Raw genomic sequence first — 20,511 nt, 5'->3', positions numbered from 1 at the left:
GTGTTTTATGGTCAGTATCGTATTAGTTTCAAAAAGCCTTACGCTTGCCAATGGTATAAAAGAACTCGTTAATCAGACTGTAGATCGCCAAGTAAAAATTGCCATTGCGACCAATAATCAAACACCTTTAGATCTCACAAATGAAGTGTCTCCAGAAACTATACTCACAGCAATCAAAAAGTGTTATAGCAAGCAAGGTGTACTCGTTTTACTCGATACTTATCACTCAGCGCAAAATGCCGCACTTGCAATCGCAAATCTTGAACATGCCGTTGCAGCAAATGTAGCACTAAGCTCTGCTCCTATTGTTGAGGGAACACTAGCGGCAGCCAATAGCATTGCGCTCGGCGCATCCCTTGAAGAAGCAGAAAAAGCAGCACATAAAACCATTACGATAAAGAAACTTCAATTAGGGGAAAATCTCCCTAACTTTAACATTCACCCCAAAAATACCAATTACGAACCTATTAGAATTATCACAGCGCCTGTTTGGCTCTACCCTTATCATCGCTTTGTTATCCCTAGAAAAAAAATATCTTCTCATTTATTACTCGAAGAGCAGAAACGCTTAGTTAAAGCGATTGAGTGTTCAAAAAAAGATATAGACTGGTTAACCGAAGAAACCTATCGCAAGATTGGCGAACAATATACTCATATTTTTTCTAGTCATCGTTTCTTATTAGAAAATGCTGAATTACAACTAACTGTATGTAGCATGATAAGTAAACATCACTGTAATGCTGAGTTTGCCCTACAACAGACATTTATTGATTTAATAGATACTTATGCACAAATGGATGATGATAATATGCGTGCCAGAGAAAGTGATTTAGATGATATTTTATCTCGATTACTACGCTATTTGACGTCAGCACCACCACCAATAACGCCTCCTCCTTACCCAAATGCTATTCTAGTGACAAAACAACTTCATCCATCAACATTAATCGCACTTGATACCCATAAAATTAAAGGGATTTTATTAAGCCATGGGAATCCACTATCTAACACAACCGTATTAGCGAATGCATTAGATATCCCCATTATTAATGAGGCAGGAAAACAGGCATTATCGCTGACTGATGGGCAAAATATCACACTTAAAAAAGTCCAAAATATTTGGCTTTATCAAAACACCTATATCTCTCATTAAAAATAAAAGTATTTAAATAACCTGTGCTACACAATATCAGGTTATTTAATTTGCTTAATTTCTTATATTTCACATGTTTTTTTATTAAAAATAAAAAAAGGGAATAAAAGATCCTCTTTTATTCCCTAGCTGCTTGCTATCTTAGTAATCAATTACTTTTTTATTATCTAATAGGCAATACTTATAATGCTCTTGCCAATAAACTAATGGGGTGTTCACATTTTTTCGTTGTTGACATTTCTATTTGCCATTTACAAGTTTCACAGTCTGTAATAACTAAATCACAACCACTCTCTTCAATTTGACGGAATAAGCCCGCACCAATGCCTTGAGCAACATCGTAATTTTCAGATTTAAAACCGTAAGTTCCGGCAATACCACAGCATTGAGAATCAAGAACAATCACCTCAACACCAGGGATACGTTTAATTAAATCAATGGAATATGCTGTCCATCCCATTTTTTCCATATGACAAGGGGTGTGATATGCCACTTTTAACGGGGTATGTTTCAGTGGTAATTCACGACCCTCTTCTAGTAAGCGATAAATATAACGTGTCGCTAATTCGATATTTTCACGTACTTTTGATGTATCAACATCAAGGATATGTTCATACTCATCACGAATAGTGAAGGTACAGGTTGATGATGTTGCAACGACAGGAATATTGTTTTCAACAATTTTTTCTGTCAGCGATTCAAGGTTCACAGCGGCTTGTTTTTTGGCTTGTTTAACAAAACCATTCGCAATTAATGCAACACCACAGCATTTTTCGCGTTTTAATAACTGAACGCCGATCTCCATTTTGTTGAATACTTTAACTAAATCTTTCCCTAATTGTGGGTGGTTATAGTTAGCATAACAACCATGGAAGAAGGCAACTTGATCTTTAAAGCGCGCCTGCTCTTCAACCTGCTTTTTCATCCATGTTCTAAATGTACCAAAAGAGTATTTTGGTAATTCACGACGATGGTCGATTTTAAGCGCTTTATCCAAGATTTTACGGACTGGTTTTAATCCGGTAATAGTATTTACTATCGGCGCCATTGGCGTTGATAATGTTCCCATTAAATCCGTATGACTTAAAATAGCATCCCGAATTTTAGGTGTTTTGGTGTTATAGTTCAGTTTCGCACGCGAAATAATATCACCAATTTTTACATCTGACGGACATGCGACTTCACAACGCTTACAGTTAGTGCAATATTTCAATGCTTCATCATAAAGCATCGGATCTTTCAAGCGTAAACGCTCGCCATCAGGGCCTGCTTGTTTAGGCCCAGGATAAAGTGGATTCACTTTTGCAACAGGGCAATAAGTTGTACAAACTGTACACTTAATGCAAGCTTCAAAACTGTTATCTTGTAAACTCATTGTGCTGCCTCCACAACCGCAGATGTGGTCTGTTCTGATTTATGATGCTGTAAAATTTGTTGCGCGGCATAAAGAGCGCTAATCATTGAAACACCAGCACCACAACCTTCATTTAGCGGATCAAATCCACCTAACACAGCGCCCACAGCATAAACATTGTCTAATACTTCACCATATTTCATGGGCCTTAATTGGCTATCGGTATTAACACCAAAGCGCATATAAGGCTGTTTCGCAAAGACATTCTCTTGTGTCCACTCATTACGAGGTAATGTCTCTAACAAATCCAGCTCCATTAAAGGCTCATAAACACGATCGAATTCGGCAATTAAGCCATTATTGAAAAAGCTTCCCGTTGCTAACACCACATGCTCACTGCGAATAGGAATATCAGTGTGATTTCTAGTATGAACGCCTGTAACAGTGTTACCCACTAAGTCAACTTCCTCCGCGCGATCACCAGGCATAATTAAACCGCCCGCTTTTTGAAAACGCAGTTTTAATGCTTGATGTAGACGAATTCCTAATAGAGAAGGTGGCAATGTTGGTAATAGACAAATCGTTTTACCTACTAACTGTTGCAGTAATGTCACTGGCTCTTCAGCATCAAGCCCAATACATGCAGGTAAAATAATCGCCTCAACACTGTCATCAATGTGCTTTTTCAGTTCTTCAGCTAATGCTTGTGTGTTTTCTGGTTTATCTAAATAACGTGCAATATTAACTGCTCTAAATTCACTTGGATTATCACGCAATCTATCTAATAACGGTAAGTGGATATGATAAGGAATAGCTTCAACACCTTGCTCATTAAGCGTGTTGCTTGCAAATTGTGGTTGAAAATCTAAGAAACCTTCAATTCCTACCACAGCTAGTTTTTTCCACGGCAATGCTTTATCAATACCATGAATAGGAACTCGCTTTGGACTCATCCAACTCATACGAGAGCGCCCTACTGGCGTAATACGATAATGGTTTTCATCACCATTACCTTGATACTCAAGACCACTTGTACTTGCCAACAATGCCTGAGCTTGTTCGATTAAAGTTGAAACTTGTATCTCACCAATACGGCTATACGGGTGTTTTGGCGCTAACTCTGCTAATGTTGCCAGTGCTTTTTTAGGTTGAGTCACCGCAGTTCCATCAGGTAGATGAGTTAATAAATCCAATGAACCTGATGAAAAATGCAACGCACTTTGACCATTACTAATGATTGCACAAGACTTACCGGCTTCGGCAAGACGAATACCAGCAGTTAATCCTGCCAGTCCGCTACCTATAATGATGACGTCAAATTTCATTATCTGCCTCCGCTGAAGCTGTTTTTTCAATCATATCTGCATCTAAACCACATAAACCTTGATAAACCCAACTGGTAAACTCACTTTCACGTAATGCATTGCCCCAAGCAATTGGTCGAATACCTTTCCAACGCTCATTCAGAAAATGAGCAAGTTGCTGCTCTGATTCATGAGGAGTAGTAACTTGTAAACGGTTTAATAATCCAGCGGCACGACAAGCACAGAGTTCACCTTGGCAAGTTCCCATACCCACACGAGTACGACGACGTAAATCAAGTAAGTTATTAACCGTTAAAGAGTTAACCGCATAGCGAACTTCAGCTGCCGTTACCGCTTCACATTCACATACTAAGCTTTTATCAATACGTTCATTGCTCAGTAATTTATTCGCTAAATCACCATGACGATAAACCGCTGAACCACGAATTGGTGCAGGTAATGAAACAACGCTACGTAATGCTTGCTCTGCTGATTGGCGAGAGCCAGGTAATGCCTCTTCTGCAGTGGTACATTTTGCAGAAACATTTAATTTCTCACAGATTTTATCTGTCGCCCATTCGGCCATTAAACGGTAAGTCATTAATTTACCGCCCGTAATGGTAATAAAGCCTTCTAATCCATCACGTTGCGCATGGTCGAGTAAAACAATACCACGGCTAACATTACGACCTGACGGATCATCATCACTTGCCACTAAAGGACGTACACCAGCATAAGCACGTAGAATTCGAGTTTGAGCCAGTTTTGGCGCTAACATTGAACCTTCACGAATAAGAATATCGACTTCTTCAGGAGTGACATACATATTGTCAATTTCATCGTAAGGTACGCGTGTTGAAGTTGTACCAATTAATGAAATCGTATCGCCAGGTACTAAAATATCGGCATCCGCAGGTTTACGACAACGGTTGATCACCATATTGTTAATACGATGACCCAAAATCAGTAATGCCCCTTTTGCTGGGAACATTCGAACTTTTAACTCACCGTATTCAGCAATTTTTTGTCCCCAAATACCGCCAGCATTCGCCACAATTTGTGCGCGAATTTCGTACATTCTTTTCGTTTGATGATCGTAAACTTTGACACCTTTAACACGATCACCTTCACGAATAAGACCAACGACTTCATGATAGGTCAGGACTTGTGCACCATGTTCGCGAGCATCTAACATATTTGCTGCGGTTAAACGAAACGGATCAACTGTTCCATCAGGTACTTTAACTGCACCGATTAGATTCGGATTAACAGAAGGCTCTAAGCGAATAGCTTCTTCGGGTGAAATCGCTTGAGCATCAATACCTGCAGCTTGGCAAGCTTGAATAAAAGTCTGTTGAAACTCTAGAGAATCTTCGGGTAGGGTAATAAAAAGGCCATCCGTCTTTTCTACACAATGACGAGCGACCCGTTTTAAGATCATATTCTCTTCAATACACTCACGCGCTGACTCAGGATCGGTTACTGCATAACGCGCACCACTGTGTAACAACCCATGATTTCGACCGGTTGCACCGGTTGCAATATCGTGTCTTTCAAGCAGGACGCAACGTAATCCACGGCGTGCACAGTCTCTTGCCATGCCTGCACCGGTTGCTCCTCCGCCAATAATAATGACATCAGTTTCTGTCACTGGTGAACCGCTCATCATAGAGATGCCCTCTCACATTACATTCAGCAAACGCTTAATTATTCTTTAGCGTTAATTATAGTGTATAAGATACACAAAAAGTGTGGTTAATGTTTGATAATGAGCAAAAACGAAAGAGAAACGCTCACGAGTGAAAAATTAAAACCACATCTGTGATACTAATCACAAATTATTTAACAAAAAGTATTTGATAAAGTTAACATATCACTCAAAATTGCACATCTTGAAAAATTATTCGACAACTGAGTAATACCTCACAGTAAATTTGATTGTATAAGTTTACTATTAAGTTCGTTAAAGAAAATTTTTTGATAATTTCACTGTTCGTTTTGTCATTATTTAATATCAACATATTAAAATAAAAGCCATCGGAGGCTAATATGTTAAGTCTGTTTAGACCTGCGCCACATAAAGCGCGTTTGCCAAAAGAGCAGATAGATCCCGTCTATCGTCGCCTACGCTGGCAGATCTTTATGGGGATTTTCTTCGGTTATGCTGCTTATTATTTAGTAAGAAAAAACTTTGCATTAGCAATGCCTTACCTCGTAGAAGAAGGTTTTTCTAAAGGTGACCTAGGTTTTGCTTTATCAGGGATCTCAATTGCTTATGGTTTCTCTAAGTTTATCATGGGCTCATTCTCTGACCGTGCTAACCCACGTTATTTCTTACCAGCAGGTCTTATTTTAGCGTCTGTAGTGATGATATTTATGGGCTTTGTGCCATGGGCAACTTCGAGCATTATGATTATGTTCGTTCTGTTGTTCCTTTGTGGTTGGTTCCAAGGTATGGGTTGGCCTCCTTGTGGACGTACCATGGTGCACTGGTGGTCACAGAAAGAACGTGGCGGTATCGTTTCAATTTGGAACTGTGCGCATAACGTCGGCGGTGGCTTACCTCCATTACTATTCTTATTAGGTATGGCGTGGTTTAACGACTGGAAAGCAGCGTTATATATGCCAGCATTTGCAGCAATTTTAGTTGCAATGATTGCATTCGCATTAATGCGCGATACCCCTCAATCATGTGGTTTACCTTCAATCGAAGAGTACAAAAACGACTATCCACCTGATTATAAGGAAACTGACGAACAAGAACTGACTGCAAAAGAAATCTTTATGAAGTATGTGTTCCCTAACAAACTTCTGTGGATGATTGCGATTGCGAACGTGTTCGTTTACTTACTACGTTACGGCGTGCTGGACTGGTCACCAACTTATCTGCGTGAAGTAAAACACTTCGCAATGGATAAATCATCATGGGCTTACTTCTTATACGAATACGCAGGTATTCCGGGCACACTGCTGTGTGGTTGGATGTCAGATAAAGTGTTCAAAGGTAACCGTGGTGCAACAGGTGTGTTCTTCATGACCTTAGTTACTATCGCAACTATCGTATTCTGGATGAACCCAGCGGGTAACCCGAATGTTGATATGGCGTGTATGTTAATTATCGGTTTCTTAATCTACGGTCCTGTTATGTTGATTGGTCTGCATGCTCTTGAGCTTGCACCGAAAAAAGCAGCAGGTACAGCAGCAGGCTTTACCGGTCTATTCGGTTACTTAGGTGGTTCTGTTGCAGCGAGTGCTATCGTAGGTTACACAGTTGACTACTTCGGCTGGGATGGTGGCTTTATGGTCATGATCGGCGGTAGTGCACTGTCTGTTGTGTTATTACTTATCGTGATGGTTACTGAAACCAAACACAAACGTGAAATGCTTCAGAAGTACGAATAATCGCTAACTGATTATTTATGAAATTAGTTAAATCTCATCTCTAAAACCAAGCCACATCAACTGTTTTGATGTGGCTTTTTTATTGCCAACTGTACATAACTTTATTGTACGTAGGATTAAAATGGAGCTGCTTTATGAGTACATCTTTTAGAATAAAACCGTTAGTTGCAGGCGTTCTTTTAACTCTATCCTTAAGTGCAATTGCACAAGCGGCAAGCGATAAGGTTGTTATCGCTCACCGTGGTGCAAGTGGTTATTTGCCTGAACATACGCTTCCTGCCAAAGCATTAGCTTATGCCCAAGGCGCAGATTATCTAGAGCAAGACTTGGTGATGACCAAAGACAACGAATTAGTTGTTTTACATGACCACTATCTTGATCGTGTAACAGATGTGGCTGATCGTTATCCTGATAGAGCAAGAAAAGATGGCCGTTACTATGCTATCGATTTTACGCTTGAGGAAATTAAAGGGCTGAAATTTACCGAAGGTTTTGACATTGTTGATGGTAAAAAGGTCCAAAGTTACCCAAACCGTTTCCCTATGGGTAAATCGGATTTTCGTGTACATACTTTCCAAGAAGAAATTGAATTTATCCAAGGCCTAAACAAATCAACAGGCCAAGATATTGGTATTTACCCTGAAATTAAAGCACCTTGGTTTCATGAACAAGAAGGTAAAGACATTACCACCAAAGTGCTGGAAGTACTTAAACAGTACGGTTATACGAAAAAAACCGACAATGTTTATCTACAATCATTCGATGCTAACGACCTAAAACGCATCAAAACAGAATTAATGCCAAAAATGGGCATGGACTTAAAACTCGTTCAGTTAATTGCTTATACCGACTGGAATGAGACTTATGAGAAACAGCCTGACGGTACATGGACAAACTACAGCTATGAATGGATGTTTAAGCCGGGTGCAATGAAAGAGATTGCCACTTATGCTGATGGAATTGGCCCTGATTACCATATGTTAGTGGAAGAAAACTCAACACCAGAAAAAATTACCTTAACGGGTATGTCTGCTGATGCTCATGCGAATAAATTGACCATTCATCCGTTTACTGTTCGTATTGATAAACTTCCTAAATACGCAAAAGATGGTGATCAACTTTACGACATCATTTATAACCAAGCGGGTGCAGAAGGTGTCTTTACAGACTTCCCTGATTTAGGGGTTAAGTTCTTACAAAAACAAGCTAAATAAATCATCGCATTTTATTTACGCTCTAAATAATTCAAGGTGCAGCTAGGCGACAAGTGAATGAGATACTAGGCATACATTAGTATGTGGTTAGTGCGAGTGAACACTGTCACCAATGCTGCAACTTGAAATAGGATATTTGCGCCCTTTCTGATTGTATATTTCTTCATCTTTATCTAAGTTACTCTAATAATTTAATTAAAAAACCAAAATAACTTTTTAAGTTAGCTATCATCATTTCTTAAATACTTAGAAGAAGGGATCACAATGACAATAATGGCCATTATTTTACTCGTTCTTATCGTTCTTTTTATTAGTTGGGGTATTTCAATTTATAACCGTCTTATTGCGACACGCAATCAAGTCAGTAATCAATTTGCAAACATTGATGTTATTTTAAAACAGAGAGCAGACCAAATTCCTCAATTAATGGCGGTAGCTGAAAAAGCAATGGAACACGAAAAAAGTGTATTTATTGCATTAAGCGACGCAAGACAACGCTACTTTAAAGCGCAAAATATTAATGAAAAAATCAGCGCATCAAATGAGATGAATACAGCACTACGAGGCATGATTGCCCTTGCTGAAAATTATCCGACGTTAATTTCTGGTGAACAATTAGCACTACTTCAAACCGGTGTTAGTGATGTAGAAAATAAAATTGCTCAACGTCGTGAAGGCTTTAATGATGCAACCACCAACTACAACACCGCAATAGAGATGTTTCCTGATAGCTTAATTGCTGGCCTTTTCCGCTTTGAACGCATGCAATTGTTAGAAATACCAAAAGAAGAAATGAAATTTGATGGTATTCATTTTAAATAACAATGAGTTAAATAACCGCATTAAGGATAAATTGCAGTGTTAATTTATTTTTTTATCGGCTGTACCGTAGGTGCATTAATCTATTTTTTACGCAGTAAACGTGCTCAAAAAAAGAAGAACAACTTAGGTATTGTTCCCTTTTTAGGGATAGCGTTTGTGGCTGGAAATTATCTGTTTTTTTCGCGAGAAAATGGCCTTTATCCTAGCGGTGAAGACTCTGTTGTTAATCTTATCTCCTGTATTGCATTCGCTGTCATTTTGATATTTTCCTATGGTATTTCAAATCATATTGGAAATATTGGTGAAAAAGCGATAAAAAATTATCATCAATTACAAATGGAAGGTGAGTCTAAATTTTCGGCACTTATTAACACCGTATTTATTAGCCTTTTACTGCTCTGTTTAAGCTTTGGCTTTTTTATTGACCATAGATTGTTCTTTTTAAGTTTCGTTTTAATGTTCGTTTATCAAATTGCCAAAAAAACACCTGAAAAGCGTTTTTTACGTTTTCAAAAAATTCTAGCGACATCTAAAATTCGCTCTTTAGCCATTGGGCTGGTTGAAATTGAAGGCAAGATAACTGCGGGTAAAAAATTAACGAGTCGCCTAGGTAAAAAAGAGTGCTATGGCTACTGCTATTATGAATATGACATATCGACAGATAAAGAAGGTAAGAAAAGCTATCGCCAAACACTCTGTGACAAAAAGATCAACAATTTCACTATGACAGATGATACCGGCTCAGTTCAAATTCTTGCAGCTGATAAACCTTTAGTTCATCTTGGCATCGATCCCCACCAAGATCTGGAATATAACAATAAACGTTTTAAGGAGTACATTTTAGAAGCTGATACCACTTATTTATTGATAGGGAATGCAGAGCCTATCAATGATGAAGTTGTTATCACACATAATGCTCCTCACTATCTATTAGGTTTATCCCCACAAGATTATGTTGTTAGTTGGAACAAAGCTCGCCCCTTTCGTCGTAACTCGGCTATCATCGTTATTATTGCTCTTTTTGTTATCTTATCCATTCTGGTGGTACCAATGGATTACCAAAACGGCATCCTAACACTTTATTTTAATAGCACCTCTTCATCTTGGTAATTGATTAATATGGAATGGCTTATTTTCATCATTTTTATTCTCGCTTTGGTTTATTTTTTAATACGCCAATTAGTGATGATTTATAACAATATGGTGATGCTAAAGAACAATTGCTATAAAGCCTTTGCAAATATTGATGTTTTATTAAAAAAACAAGCTGACTTGATCCCCATGTTGATAGTAATTACACAAAAATCGATGGATCATGAGAAAATCTTATTTGAAAAATTAGCTGAAAATAGAGATCACTATTTACGCACAGATGTATTAGACCAAAAAGTTGATTTAGCAAATCAGTTATTACCTCAAATAAAAAAATCACTCATCATTGCTGAAAAATACCCTGAACTTATCAGCGGAAAAAATTTACACATATTACAAGCACAAGCTAAAGAATTAGAAGAGTGTATTGCAGATAGACGTGAGTTCTTTAATCAATCCGTCACACTCTATAATACTGAAATACATATTTTCCCTAATGTATTGTTTAAATTGATTTTTAATTTTAAAGATATCCCTCTTTTCTATCCTAGTAGGGAGACAGACTTATGATAGAAATTCCTTTTTCATTTTTTGGTATTACCGATTGGATATTGGGTCTTGGTGATCCCATCATGATTATTATGCTTGCCACTTTTGGTACATTATTTTCAATGGCAATCATTTTGCCATTAATAAGTATCACTCCTTTAAAAAGATATATGCCACAAATTGCAGGTGGGTTATTTAGCTCGGTATTTGTCAGCTTAATGGTCTTGATTAGTTTTAATTTAATACTCGGTGTTAACTCTGCCTTAAAACTACTCTTAGTCTGGTGGGTTATTTTATTTTCATGTATTACGTATTGGTTTATTAATTATCGCTATATGAAAGACGTAACAGGGAATAAATTTGCGAAGTTTCAAGAAAAAGCGCTTGAAGCAGAAGAAAAACGAAGACAAAGCCGAAAATCAAAAAAATAAAAGAGAGCCTAAGCTCTCTTTTATTACGCTATCAATATCACGTTTATGCCCTGTAAACAGGAAATGCAATCACATCACTAAGACGCTCGACACCAAGAGCCAACATAATGAGACGATCGACACCTAAAGCAACACCAGAACACTCTGGTAATCCTGCTTCAAGGGCAGCTAAAAAACGCTCATCAATAGGTTGCTCAGGTAATCCCATTGCCACTCGTTGACGATTATCACGTTCAAAGCGATGACGTTGTTCTTGCGCATCCGTTAGCTCACGGAACCCATTCGCTAACTCCACACCTTTAAAATAGACTTCAAAACGTTCTGCAACACGGTGATCTTCTGAGCTAATTTCAGCTAATGACGCTTGTGACGCAGGGAAATGATAGATAAAGGTTGGTTTTTCTAAACCGATATGTGGCTCAACCCCAGAGACAAATAGCAACTGAAGCAGTGTATCTTTATCTTCTTCAGTCTCTGCGATATTTGATAAATCTAGTTTTGCGGCCACTTCACGTAATTTTTCTTTATCAACTGATAAAGGATCGATATCAAGATAGCGCAAGAATGCTTGTTGATAAGAGAGTGATTCTGACGCTTCACAATCTAACACTTCTTGCAATAAATCATCGACTTCATTCATCAACCGGTACATATCAAAACAAGGGCGATACCATTCTAGCATCGTAAATTCCGGATTATGATATCTACCGGCTTCCTCATTACGGAAGCAACGCCCCATTTGATAAATAGGCCCACTGTTTGCCGCTAATAAACGCTTCATGTGATATTCGGGGCTTGTCATCAAATAAAGCTTTAGCCCTTGTGAAGCACCTGGCCCGACAAATTGGGTTTCAAATGGGAAAAGATGAACATCGGTAACGGTAGCCTGACTCATCATAGGTGTTTCAACTTCTAACACACCACGATCAGCGAAAAAACGCCTAATATTACTGACTATTTTCGCCTTTTTCAGTAAGTTGGCGATTGAGGCGCTTGGCTGCCAATCCGCGATATCACTCATGAACGAAAAACTCCAACAGAAAACAAAGCGTGCAGTTTACTCGCATCCTCCTCAACAGACAAATTTCTCCCTAATAAAGAGGCGTTTCATTTTATGTTTATTCATTATCCTTATGGTTTTTTAAGTAAAAACACATAAGGCAAATAAATGTAATTCTACAAAACATCTACTTTAAGGCACTTTTTATCGTCGAAATAAACATCAATCTAATGTACCAGAGACAACTCGTTAGCTATTATTTTATAATAAAAGTAAATTGTAATAATTCTTTTTCTCAATTGCGAATAACAATAAACTAACACAATGCTTATATTTGAATAGCCAATCTCATTTTAACTTCAACGTTAACTTTCTATTTAAATTTGCGTATTTTGACGAGTATTAAAAACCTTTAGAAATATTATTAATATTTTATTAACAATTAACAAGACAAACCGATTTGTTTTAGATAAATAGTAAAAAATTTATTTTAATTTTCAGAATGACTTTTTATTAATTTAAATTAGCCAAAGGAAAGGTAAAAACTTTTACTCTTTAAAATCAATAAATAACAAAAAAACCTTGTCATTTTCAATTAAAGTTATCTATACTTTAAAAACAGATTATTCATTACTATTTATAATTTTCAATTTAAAAAAATATATTCTATTTTATCCTCAAGTTTCTCTGGGCTCTTATTATCAAAACCCAGAATTCTTGGTGTGGATCACACTTTTTTTGCGAAATACGGGAAAACCATCATTCATATCAAATTTCGGTGCCCCACATTTCGTTATACTAAAATTACAGTCAATGATAATAAAGATGTTATCAAGCGCAGTCACAAGGCAGTGAAACAATTTCGTTACGGATAGCTTAAAAAAATAGCATTACAAATTAATAATGTCAGTGAATTGAATTCTAGACAATTATTCCAATTTTCACTTGAACAATGGAGAAGCGCAGTGCAAACCTTTAATGCCGATATAGCGATAATCGGAGCCGGGGGCGCAGGCTTACGAGCAGCAATAGCTGCCGCGGAAGCGAATCCTCAACTGAAAATTGCTCTGATCTCAAAAGTTTACCCAATGCGTAGCCACACCGTGGCAGCAGAAGGCGGATCAGCAGCAGTGACTCAGGCTCACGACTCCTATGATTTTCACTTCAATGATACCGTTTCAGGCGGTGACTGGTTGTGTGAACAGGATGTCGTAGATTACTTCGTTGAGCATTGTCCAACAGAGATGACTCAACTAGAACTCTGGGGCTGTCCTTGGAGCCGTAAAGAAGACGGGTCAGTCAACGTCCGACGTTTTGGTGGGATGAAGATCGAACGGACCTGGTTCGCAGCCGATAAAACCGGCTTCCATATGCTACATACCCTGTTCCAAACATCCTTAAAATATCCACAGATTCAACGTTTCGACGAACACTTTGTTCTCGATATCCTTGTTGATGAAGGTCACGCTCGTGGTCTTGTTGCTATCAATATGATGGAAGGTACGAAAGTTCAAATTCGTGCAAATGCTGTCATTATGGCAACGGGTGGTGCTGGACGTGTTTATCGTTTCAATACCAATGGCGGTATTGTGACGGGTGATGGTATGGGTATCGCTTTACGCCATGGCGTTCCACTGCGTGATATGGAATTTGTTCAATATCACCCAACCGGCTTACCAGGCTCAGGTATTCTGATGACCGAAGGTTGTCGTGGTGAAGGTGGTATTCTGGTCAATAAAGATGGCTATCGTTATCTGCAAGATTACGGCCTAGGCCCAGAAACACCATTAGGTAAACCAGAAAATAAATACATGGAATTAGGCCCTCGCGATAAAGTCTCTCAAGCATTCTGGCATGAGTGGCGCGCAGGCCGTACCATCAAAACTCACCGTGGTGACGTTGTTCATCTTGACTTACGTCATCTGGGTGCGAAAAAACTTCATGAACGTCTGCCATTTATTTGTGAACTGGCAAAAGCGTATGTGGGTGTTGACCCAGTTAATGAACCAATCCCTGTACGTCCTACTGCTCACTACACTATGGGTGGTATCGAAACTAACCAACAAACTGAAACCCGTATTAAAGGTCTATTTGCGGTAGGTGAATGTTCATCTGTTGGCTTACACGGCGCTAACCGTTTAGGTTCTAACTCACTGGCAGAGCTGGTTGTATTCGGTCGTCTTGCAGGTGAAGAAGCGGTTCGTTGTGTTCAAGAAGCAACACCAGCTAACGCATCAGCATTAGATGCTCGTACTCGTGATATCGAAGATGGCCTGAAAAAACTGATGAACCAAAAAGGTTCTGAAAGCTGGTCACAAATTCGCGATGAAATGGGCGAATCAATGGAAGAAGGTTGCGGTATCTATCGTACACCTGAATTAATGCAAAAAACTGTTGATAAACTGGCTGAATTAAAAGAACGTTTCAAACGCGTTGAAATTAAAGACACCAGTAGCGTCTTTAATACAGATTTACTGTACAAAATTGAGCTTGGCTTTGGTTTAGATGTCGCTGAATGTATGGCTCATTCCGCAATCAATCGTAAAGAGTCTCGTGGTGCACACCAACGTCTTGACGAAGGTTGTACTGAGCGTGATGACGTGAACTTCCTAAAACACACTCTGGCGTTCTATAACCCAGAAGGTGCCCCTCGTTTAGAATATAGCGATGTGAAGATCACGAAATCTGCTCCTGCTAAACGTGTCTATGGTGGTGAAGCGACTGCACAGGACAAGCAGAATAAGGAGAAAGCGAATGGCTGATGACATGAAGCACATTAAAATGGAAGTCATGCGCTATAACCCAGAAACGGACGAAGCGCCTCATTTCGTCACTTATGATGTTCCTTATGATGAGCAAACCTCATTACTGGACGCATTGGGTTATATTAAAGACAATTTAGCGCCTGATCTTTCTTACCGTTGGTCTTGCCGTATGGCGATTTGTGGCTCTTGCGGCATGATGGTCAACAAAGTGCCTAAATTAGCTTGTAAAACGTTTATTCGTGAATATCCAGACGGTGTAAGAGTTGAAGCATTGGGTAACTTCCCAGTTGAGCGTGACCTTGTTGTCGATATGACTCACTTTATTGAAAGCTTAGAAGCGATTAAACCTTATATCATCGGTAATGATCGTAAGCCTTCAGAAGGTCCGAATAAACAGACTCCTGCTCAAATGGCGAAATATCACCAATTCTCTGGTTGTATCAACTGTGGTCTTTGCTATGCAGCATGTCCGCAGTTTGGTCTAAACCCAGAGTTTATTGGCCCAGCAGCGATTACATTAGCTCAACGTTACAACACAGATAGTCGTGACCATGGGGCAAAAGAGCGTATGCCTCAGTTAAATGGTGAGAACGGTGTCTGGTCTTGTACCTTTGTTGGCTACTGTTCTGAAGTCTGTCCAAAACATGTGGATCCTGCTGCCGCTATTCAGCAAGGTAAAGCAGCCAGCGCGCAAGACTTTGTTATTGCGATGCTGAAACCACGTTAAGGAGGAAACAAGACATGACAACAAAACGTAAGCCTTATGTTCGTGGCATGCAACCAAACTGGTGGACGAAACTTGGATTCTATCGTTTCTATATCACCCGTGAAGGGACTTGTCTTCCACAACTTTGGTTCAGTCTGGTTGTACTGTTTGGTGTATTCGCACTGAAAAATGGACCAGAAAGTTGGGCAGGTTTCGTTGGATTCCTGAGCAACCCAATTGTAATGCTGATTAATATTGTGACTCTGATTGCAACCATCTTCCACACTGCCACTTGGTTCAAACTTGCACCGAAAGCTGTGGTTATCGTTGTTAAAGATGAAAAAATGCCGCAAGAACCTATTGTGCGTGGTTTCTGGGGTGTCACTATTGTTGTTACTGCCGTTATTCTGGCAGTGGCGTTAATGTAACCCAGGAGGAAATAATGAATCAGAATCAACTTCCTAAGCGCTCTGATGAACCTATTTTCTGGGGATTATTTGGTGCAGGTGGTATGTGGAGTGCGATTGTTTCTCCAGCAATCATCATCCTGCTCGGTATCCTAATCCCTATGGGTATTGCGCCAGAAGCATTTACTTACGAACGTATTATGGCATTTAGCCAAAGCATCATTGGTCGTCTGTTCTTACTGCTAATGATTATTCTGCCAGTTTGGTGTGCATTACACCGTATTCACCATACCCTGCACGATTTTAAAGTGCATGTACCTGCAAGCAAATGGGTATTTTATGGTGGTGCAGCAATTATCAGCGTTATCGCTATCATTGGTGTATTTACACTGTAATTGATTAATACGTAAGATAAAAAGCCACTCAATTGAGTGGCTTTTTTATGGAAAACTGATGATAATCAACTCGCTAATTTCAGCCCAATAATACCGAAAATAATCATAGCTAAACTCAGTAAACGATAGATATTTGCAGACTCACCAAAAACCAAAATACCAAAGATCGCGGTACCCACTGCACCAATACCGGTCCAAATTGCGTAAGCTGTACCCGCAGGTAAGCCTTTCATGGCGTAAGACAACATTCCCATGCTCACAACCATGGCACTAATAGTGATAATACTTGGCGTTAAGCGTGTAAAACCGTGTGTATATTTAAGGCCAACAGCCCAAACGATTTCCAACAAACCCGCAACAAAAAGAATAATCCAAGACATAACGTCCCCTATCGATAAATTGGGGTCGTCCCCTGAATACAAAGACAAAAAGCTGGGTCGTCCCAGCTTTTAAAAGATGAAGTTTAAGTATAAGAAAAAGAAATTAATCATGCAATAGCATAAAATTAACTCAATTTTTTTTAGGTGCGCCCTCTTCACCATAAAGAAAAGCAGAGACATCATCCTCTACTTCTCCCATTGCCATCAAGGCATCCAGCGTCTCTTTTGCTTCTTCTTCATTGACGATACTCATGGCAAAACCCACATGTACTAATACCCACTTTCCAATCATCGTATGAGGCTCTCCCTCACAGACTAGTGCAATATTCACTTCACGTTTTACACCACAAACATCGACCATTGCATTTTCAGTGATTGTTTTTCCTACTTCAACAACCTGACCTGGAATACCAAGACACATAACAACCCCTATTCGATCTCTATTTGCTTTATTCGCATTGCATCATCATTTTCAACACGCATATTTTGGCTACCACAAGAAGGGCATCCCGCGTTAAACGTTGAAACCGTCACGACTTGATGACAATCCCAGCACCACGCTTTTGCAGGAATAACTTCTATATGTAATTCACAGCCTTGTGCAATAGTGTCTCTACAAACAATATCAAAACAAAACTCAAGCGCACTCACTTCAACACAAGATAATGCGCCAATTTCCATCCATACACTTTTTACTTTTTTTGCATTATTTAATTTTGCCTGAGAATCTATTATCTCAAATGCACTTTGGCAAAGTGTGATTTCATGCATGTCGATACCTTATTGAAGCAGGATAAATAATAGCAACTATAGTATCAGCACATAGTTGCTTTATTATTGATCTTAAAACAACAATTCAGCACCGGTTTCAAAAGCTGCTTTACGACGACGCTCTTTCACCATATCTTCGAGTGCGTCTCTATCGATACACACTAAAGCATGCGTTGGGCAAACTTCAATACATGCAGGCCCTGCTTCTCGGTGATGGCATAAATCACATTTATTAGCTTCGGCCTTAAATGCATCAATAGTATTAAGCGCAGTTAATTTGCGCATAACTGGGCGTGAAACCACCTCCATAGTGCCATAAGGGCAAGCCAACACACAGGTTTTACAGCCGATACATTTATCCTGATCGACATAGTAATAATCTTTATTATGAATAATGGCACCATTCGGGCACACATTTGCACAAGGGGCATCTTCACATTGGTGACAGACAACTGCTGTACTAATTGAGAATCCTTTAACCACATGAATTCGCGGTTGAAAATTTTGCTCACTAATTTGCTCAATGGCTAAGTTATCTTGATCGGCTTGCTGATGTGAAACCACACAAGCTACCTCACAAGTATGGCAACCAATACATTTTTTAGGGTCTGCAATGATGAAACGGTTCATCATATTCTCCTGATCTTTGTTATATATAGCCGTTATATATGGCGATAAATGCAACGAGTTATTCTAATTAAGAGTCATAATTAGGTATTTATAGAATGAATCTAGCACGGTTCATGCCAATATATTTTTGATATAACTATTCCTTATTTTTCAATTAAATAATTTTTAAATAAAAATGATTATTAATTAATAAATAAGTCACTTCGTCAAATTATTCGACATTTTTGACGATAAATGAAAACGCTATATAATTGATTATATAGCTATTTGATAAGTTTATATTTTTAAGTTTCATTACAGATACAAAAATAGCGGGTTGGATCAAAAATGATTCAGTCATTGATATAAATTTATTATAAACCTACTACAATATAGCTAATTTTTTAGGGCAATCGGTGGTGTCATGAAATTAAGCAGTAACAATGCTGAAACTATGGAGAGCCTTCGTAATGAGCGTAACCAATATCGCATATTGGTTGATATCACAAACTCTGTATTAGCTCATCTAGACATGGATGGTCTTATTTCTGAAGTCTCTAAAGAAATACATCGTTTTTTTGGACTGAATCATATTAGTCTAATGTTATGCCGTACTTCATCACAAAATAGTCATGAAGGTATTCTTTATTCTAGCCGTTATCAGACTGGAAAATCAGTCATTCGCCAACAACGTAAGTTTAGTAGCGCGAATAACAAAGCAGAAGAAATTATTAATCAAAACAAACCTGTCTTAATTGATATTAATAATGAAGATCAAGAAGATGTTTTGATTAAGCGTCTAGTTAAGCAAAATATGCAGACGGCTTTGTTATTGCCACTAGCTTTTAATCATAAACCACTTGGTTTATTAATTTTAGCACATGAAGTCGGTAGTGTTTTTACCGACGATACCTGTCAATTGCTACAACAAATTGCAGCTCGTATTGGTATCGCTATTGAAAACGCAGCCGCATATGAAGAAATAACGCATTTAAAAGACAGTTTAAAGAATGAGAATATTTGGCTTAATGAGCAAATAGATAAAAACGGATGCTTTAGTGAGATTATTTACCAAAGCGATGCCATGCATAATGTGCTCGAACAAATTGAATTAGTGGCACAAAGTGATAGCACTGTACTTATTTTAGGTGAAACAGGCACAGGTAAAGAATTAATTGCACGAGCAATTCATCGCCTTAGTCAGCGGAAAGGTAAGTCGATGATAAAGATGAACTGTGCTGCTGTGCCTTCTGGCCTATTAGAAAGCGATCTTTTTGGTCATGACAAAGGGGCATTTACGGGTGCAACCAATACGCATATTGGTCGATTTGAAATGGCGGATAAAAGCACTCTATTTCTTGATGAAATTGGTGATATGCCAATTGAATTACAACCCAAACTACTTCGTGTTCTTCAAGAGCGAGAAATAGAAAGACTGGGTGGTAATAAAGTTATTCCTGTTGATGTTAGGCTGATTGCGGCGACCAATAAAGATCTTCATGAATTAACTGATGAAGGTGAATTTAGAGAAGATCTATATTACCGTCTGAATGTTTTTCCTATTATTATTCCGCCGTTAAGAGAACGACCAGAAGATATTCCACTTTTGGTTAAACATTTTACACAAAAAATTGCGCGTAGAATGGATAGAAAAATAGATTGTATTCCAGCTAATGCATTGGAACAATTAACTCTTTATCCATGGCCAGGTAATGTCCGTGAGCTTGAAAATATTATTGAGCGTGCGGTTATTTTAACCCGTGGTTCAACATTAAACCTTCAGTTAAAAGAGCTTCACATCAATAAGCCCTCTCGTTTAAAACAGGTACTGACTCAACCTTCATCCATTGAAAAGCGCATGCAAACTAATGCGCCAGAAAGTGATGATGAGGAGCGAGAAAGGATCATTCAAGCGTTAAGAGAAACCAATGGTGTTGTTGCTGGAGCCAGAGGTGCTGCTTTAAAACTAGGATTAAAACGAACAACGTTATTATCACGGATGCAACGCCTTGGTATTTCAATTCCGGAAATACTTTAATTCCAAAGTGATTTCTTCTTCAATTATTTAAGAAGAGTGTAATAAATTAATTACACTCTTCTTTTTCATTAATTTGAAACTTATTAATCTCTATCTATAATTTAGTTGATTATATTTTA

At 38.5% G+C, this 20,511-nt stretch carries 20 protein-coding genes; 12 read left to right on the top strand and 8 right to left on the bottom strand.

Features of this window, described 5'->3' with window-relative positions; all coding sequences use genetic code 11:
* Positions 1-7 precede the first annotated feature (7 nt).
* On the top strand, positions 8-1,153 hold the full coding sequence (locus DK866_RS12770) for a phosphoenolpyruvate-utilizing N-terminal domain-containing protein (RefSeq protein ID WP_109409220.1): 1,146 nt from the start codon (positions 8-10) through the stop codon (positions 1,151-1,153).
* 181 nt (positions 1,154-1,334) lie between these two features.
* Here DK866_RS12770 and glpC read toward each other — a convergent pair whose 3' ends face one another.
* The 3 genes from glpC to glpA are packed head-to-tail and all read right to left on the bottom strand — an operon-like array spanning position 1,335 to position 5,480.
* The gene (gene glpC, locus DK866_RS12765) at positions 1,335-2,528 is read right to left on the bottom strand and encodes an anaerobic glycerol-3-phosphate dehydrogenase subunit GlpC (protein ID WP_109409219.1); all 1,194 of its coding nucleotides are present in this window, start codon (positions 2,526-2,528) and stop codon (positions 1,335-1,337) included.
* The gene (gene glpB, locus DK866_RS12760) at positions 2,525-3,832 is read right to left on the bottom strand and encodes a glycerol-3-phosphate dehydrogenase subunit GlpB (protein ID WP_109409218.1); all 1,308 of its coding nucleotides are present in this window, start codon (positions 3,830-3,832) and stop codon (positions 2,525-2,527) included. The genes glpC and glpB overlap by 4 nt, the downstream gene beginning before the upstream one ends.
* Complete coding sequence (gene glpA / locus DK866_RS12755) at positions 3,822-5,480, bottom strand: anaerobic glycerol-3-phosphate dehydrogenase subunit A (RefSeq protein WP_198624321.1); 1,659 nt, start codon at positions 5,478-5,480, stop codon at positions 3,822-3,824. Before glpA ends, glpB begins: the two co-directional genes overlap by 11 nt.
* A gap of 380 nt (positions 5,481-5,860) precedes the next feature.
* Here glpA and glpT point away from each other — a divergent pair, with 380 nt between their 5' ends.
* The 6 genes from glpT to DK866_RS12725 all read left to right on the top strand — a co-directional run bounded on the left by glpT (position 5,861) and on the right by DK866_RS12725 (position 11,321).
* Positions 5,861-7,213: a glycerol-3-phosphate transporter gene (gene glpT / locus DK866_RS12750; RefSeq protein WP_109409217.1), complete on the top strand. Its 1,353-nt coding sequence runs from the start codon at positions 5,861-5,863 to the stop codon at positions 7,211-7,213.
* Between the two features lie 134 nt (positions 7,214-7,347).
* On the top strand, positions 7,348-8,427 hold the full coding sequence (glpQ, locus tag DK866_RS12745) for a glycerophosphodiester phosphodiesterase (RefSeq protein ID WP_109409216.1): 1,080 nt from the start codon (positions 7,348-7,350) through the stop codon (positions 8,425-8,427).
* A gap of 264 nt (positions 8,428-8,691) precedes the next feature.
* Positions 8,692-9,249 (top strand): LemA family protein, encoded by a 558-nt coding sequence (locus DK866_RS12740; RefSeq protein WP_072069826.1) that lies wholly within the window; start codon positions 8,692-8,694, stop codon positions 9,247-9,249.
* A gap of 36 nt (positions 9,250-9,285) precedes the next feature.
* Positions 9,286-10,359: a hypothetical protein gene (locus tag DK866_RS12735; protein WP_109409215.1), complete on the top strand. Its 1,074-nt coding sequence runs from the start codon at positions 9,286-9,288 to the stop codon at positions 10,357-10,359.
* 9 nt (positions 10,360-10,368) lie between these two features.
* Complete coding sequence (locus DK866_RS12730) at positions 10,369-10,911, top strand: LemA family protein (RefSeq protein WP_109409214.1); 543 nt, start codon at positions 10,369-10,371, stop codon at positions 10,909-10,911.
* Positions 10,908-11,321 (top strand): hypothetical protein, encoded by a 414-nt coding sequence (locus DK866_RS12725; RefSeq protein ID WP_109409213.1) that lies wholly within the window; start codon positions 10,908-10,910, stop codon positions 11,319-11,321. The genes DK866_RS12730 and DK866_RS12725 overlap by 4 nt, the downstream gene beginning before the upstream one ends.
* Before the next feature lie 43 nt (positions 11,322-11,364).
* Here DK866_RS12725 and epmA read toward each other — a convergent pair whose 3' ends face one another.
* Positions 11,365-12,342, bottom strand: coding sequence for an elongation factor P--(R)-beta-lysine ligase (epmA, locus tag DK866_RS12720; protein ID WP_109409212.1), 978 nt, complete (start codon positions 12,340-12,342; stop codon positions 11,365-11,367).
* Between the two features lie 944 nt (positions 12,343-13,286).
* Between epmA and frdA the strand changes: the two genes are divergently transcribed.
* Genes frdA through frdD form a run of 4 tightly spaced genes read left to right on the top strand, consistent with a single transcriptional unit; the run spans position 13,287 to position 16,594 of the window.
* Positions 13,287-15,083, top strand: a complete 1,797-nt coding sequence (gene frdA, locus DK866_RS12715) for a fumarate reductase (quinol) flavoprotein subunit (RefSeq protein ID WP_109409211.1) — start codon at positions 13,287-13,289, stop codon at positions 15,081-15,083.
* Positions 15,076-15,813, top strand: coding sequence for a succinate dehydrogenase/fumarate reductase iron-sulfur subunit (locus DK866_RS12710; RefSeq protein WP_109409210.1), 738 nt, complete (start codon positions 15,076-15,078; stop codon positions 15,811-15,813). Before frdA ends, DK866_RS12710 begins: the two co-directional genes overlap by 8 nt.
* Before the next feature lie 14 nt (positions 15,814-15,827).
* Complete coding sequence (frdC, locus tag DK866_RS12705) at positions 15,828-16,220, top strand: fumarate reductase subunit FrdC (protein ID WP_075672947.1); 393 nt, start codon at positions 15,828-15,830, stop codon at positions 16,218-16,220.
* A 14-nt stretch (positions 16,221-16,234) separates the two neighbouring features.
* On the top strand, positions 16,235-16,594 hold the full coding sequence (frdD, locus tag DK866_RS12700) for a fumarate reductase subunit FrdD (protein ID WP_006535438.1): 360 nt from the start codon (positions 16,235-16,237) through the stop codon (positions 16,592-16,594).
* Between the two features lie 65 nt (positions 16,595-16,659).
* Here the strand turns inward: frdD and sugE are convergent, their stop codons facing one another.
* From sugE to hydN, 4 genes are all read right to left on the bottom strand, one after another.
* A complete protein-coding gene (gene sugE / locus DK866_RS12695) occupies positions 16,660-16,974 on the bottom strand; it encodes a quaternary ammonium compound efflux SMR transporter SugE (RefSeq protein ID WP_072069833.1) in 315 nt (104 codons plus the stop codon).
* Positions 16,975-17,104: 130 nt separating this feature from the next.
* Positions 17,105-17,395, bottom strand: a complete 291-nt coding sequence (hybG, locus tag DK866_RS12690) for a hydrogenase maturation factor HybG (RefSeq protein WP_036933156.1) — start codon at positions 17,393-17,395, stop codon at positions 17,105-17,107.
* A gap of 8 nt (positions 17,396-17,403) precedes the next feature.
* Positions 17,404-17,745 carry a hydrogenase maturation nickel metallochaperone HypA gene (hypA, locus tag DK866_RS12685; protein WP_109409209.1) on the bottom strand — a complete coding sequence of 114 codons (342 nt, stop codon included), beginning with the start codon at positions 17,743-17,745 and terminating at the stop codon, positions 17,404-17,406.
* Between the two features lie 72 nt (positions 17,746-17,817).
* Positions 17,818-18,375, bottom strand: a complete 558-nt coding sequence (hydN, locus tag DK866_RS12680) for an electron transport protein HydN (RefSeq protein WP_109409208.1) — start codon at positions 18,373-18,375, stop codon at positions 17,818-17,820.
* Positions 18,376-18,778: 403 nt separating this feature from the next.
* Between hydN and DK866_RS12675 the strand changes: the two genes are divergently transcribed.
* Positions 18,779-20,392 (top strand): sigma 54-interacting transcriptional regulator, encoded by a 1,614-nt coding sequence (locus DK866_RS12675; RefSeq protein ID WP_109409207.1) that lies wholly within the window; start codon positions 18,779-18,781, stop codon positions 20,390-20,392.
* Positions 20,393-20,511 lie beyond the last annotated feature (119 nt).

The sequence above is a fragment of the Proteus genomosp. 4 str. ATCC 51469 genome, from assembly GCF_003144375.1.
Classification (GTDB): Bacteria; Pseudomonadota; Gammaproteobacteria; order Enterobacterales; family Enterobacteriaceae; genus Proteus.
The sequence above is the reverse complement of the archived record's forward strand: the minus strand, read 5'-3'. Positions and strand labels throughout refer to the sequence as shown.

What these genes read in the sequence shown, in the direction of transcription:
- glpQ (WP_109409216.1), top strand. Translation starts at nt 7,348, where the DNA reads ATGAGTACATCTTTTAGAATAAAACCGTTAGTTGCAGGCGTTCTTTTA.
- glpT (WP_109409217.1), top strand. Translation starts at nt 5,861, where the DNA reads ATGTTAAGTCTGTTTAGACCTGCGCCACATAAAGCGCGTTTGCCAAAA.
- hydN (WP_109409208.1), bottom strand. Translation starts at nt 18,375, where the DNA reads ATGAACCGTTTCATCATTGCAGACCCTAAAAAATGTATTGGTTGCCAT.
- glpC (WP_109409219.1), bottom strand. Translation starts at nt 2,528, where the DNA reads ATGAGTTTACAAGATAACAGTTTTGAAGCTTGCATTAAGTGTACAGTT.
- frdC (WP_075672947.1), top strand. Translation starts at nt 15,828, where the DNA reads ATGACAACAAAACGTAAGCCTTATGTTCGTGGCATGCAACCAAACTGG.
- hybG (WP_036933156.1), bottom strand. Translation starts at nt 17,395, where the DNA reads ATGTGTCTTGGTATTCCAGGTCAGGTTGTTGAAGTAGGAAAAACAATC.
- DK866_RS12740 (WP_072069826.1), top strand. Translation starts at nt 8,692, where the DNA reads ATGACAATAATGGCCATTATTTTACTCGTTCTTATCGTTCTTTTTATT.
- DK866_RS12675 (WP_109409207.1), top strand. Translation starts at nt 18,779, where the DNA reads ATGAAATTAAGCAGTAACAATGCTGAAACTATGGAGAGCCTTCGTAAT.
- epmA (WP_109409212.1), bottom strand. Translation starts at nt 12,342, where the DNA reads ATGAGTGATATCGCGGATTGGCAGCCAAGCGCCTCAATCGCCAACTTA.
- sugE (WP_072069833.1), bottom strand. Translation starts at nt 16,974, where the DNA reads ATGTCTTGGATTATTCTTTTTGTTGCGGGTTTGTTGGAAATCGTTTGG.
- DK866_RS12770 (WP_109409220.1), top strand. Translation starts at nt 8, where the DNA reads ATGGTCAGTATCGTATTAGTTTCAAAAAGCCTTACGCTTGCCAATGGT.
- DK866_RS12710 (WP_109409210.1), top strand. Translation starts at nt 15,076, where the DNA reads ATGGCTGATGACATGAAGCACATTAAAATGGAAGTCATGCGCTATAAC.
- DK866_RS12730 (WP_109409214.1), top strand. Translation starts at nt 10,369, where the DNA reads ATGGAATGGCTTATTTTCATCATTTTTATTCTCGCTTTGGTTTATTTT.
- frdD (WP_006535438.1), top strand. Translation starts at nt 16,235, where the DNA reads ATGAATCAGAATCAACTTCCTAAGCGCTCTGATGAACCTATTTTCTGG.
- DK866_RS12725 (WP_109409213.1), top strand. Translation starts at nt 10,908, where the DNA reads ATGATAGAAATTCCTTTTTCATTTTTTGGTATTACCGATTGGATATTG.
- hypA (WP_109409209.1), bottom strand. Translation starts at nt 17,745, where the DNA reads ATGCATGAAATCACACTTTGCCAAAGTGCATTTGAGATAATAGATTCT.
- glpA (WP_198624321.1), bottom strand. Translation starts at nt 5,480, where the DNA reads ATGATGAGCGGTTCACCAGTGACAGAAACTGATGTCATTATTATTGGC.
- glpB (WP_109409218.1), bottom strand. Translation starts at nt 3,832, where the DNA reads ATGAAATTTGACGTCATCATTATAGGTAGCGGACTGGCAGGATTAACT.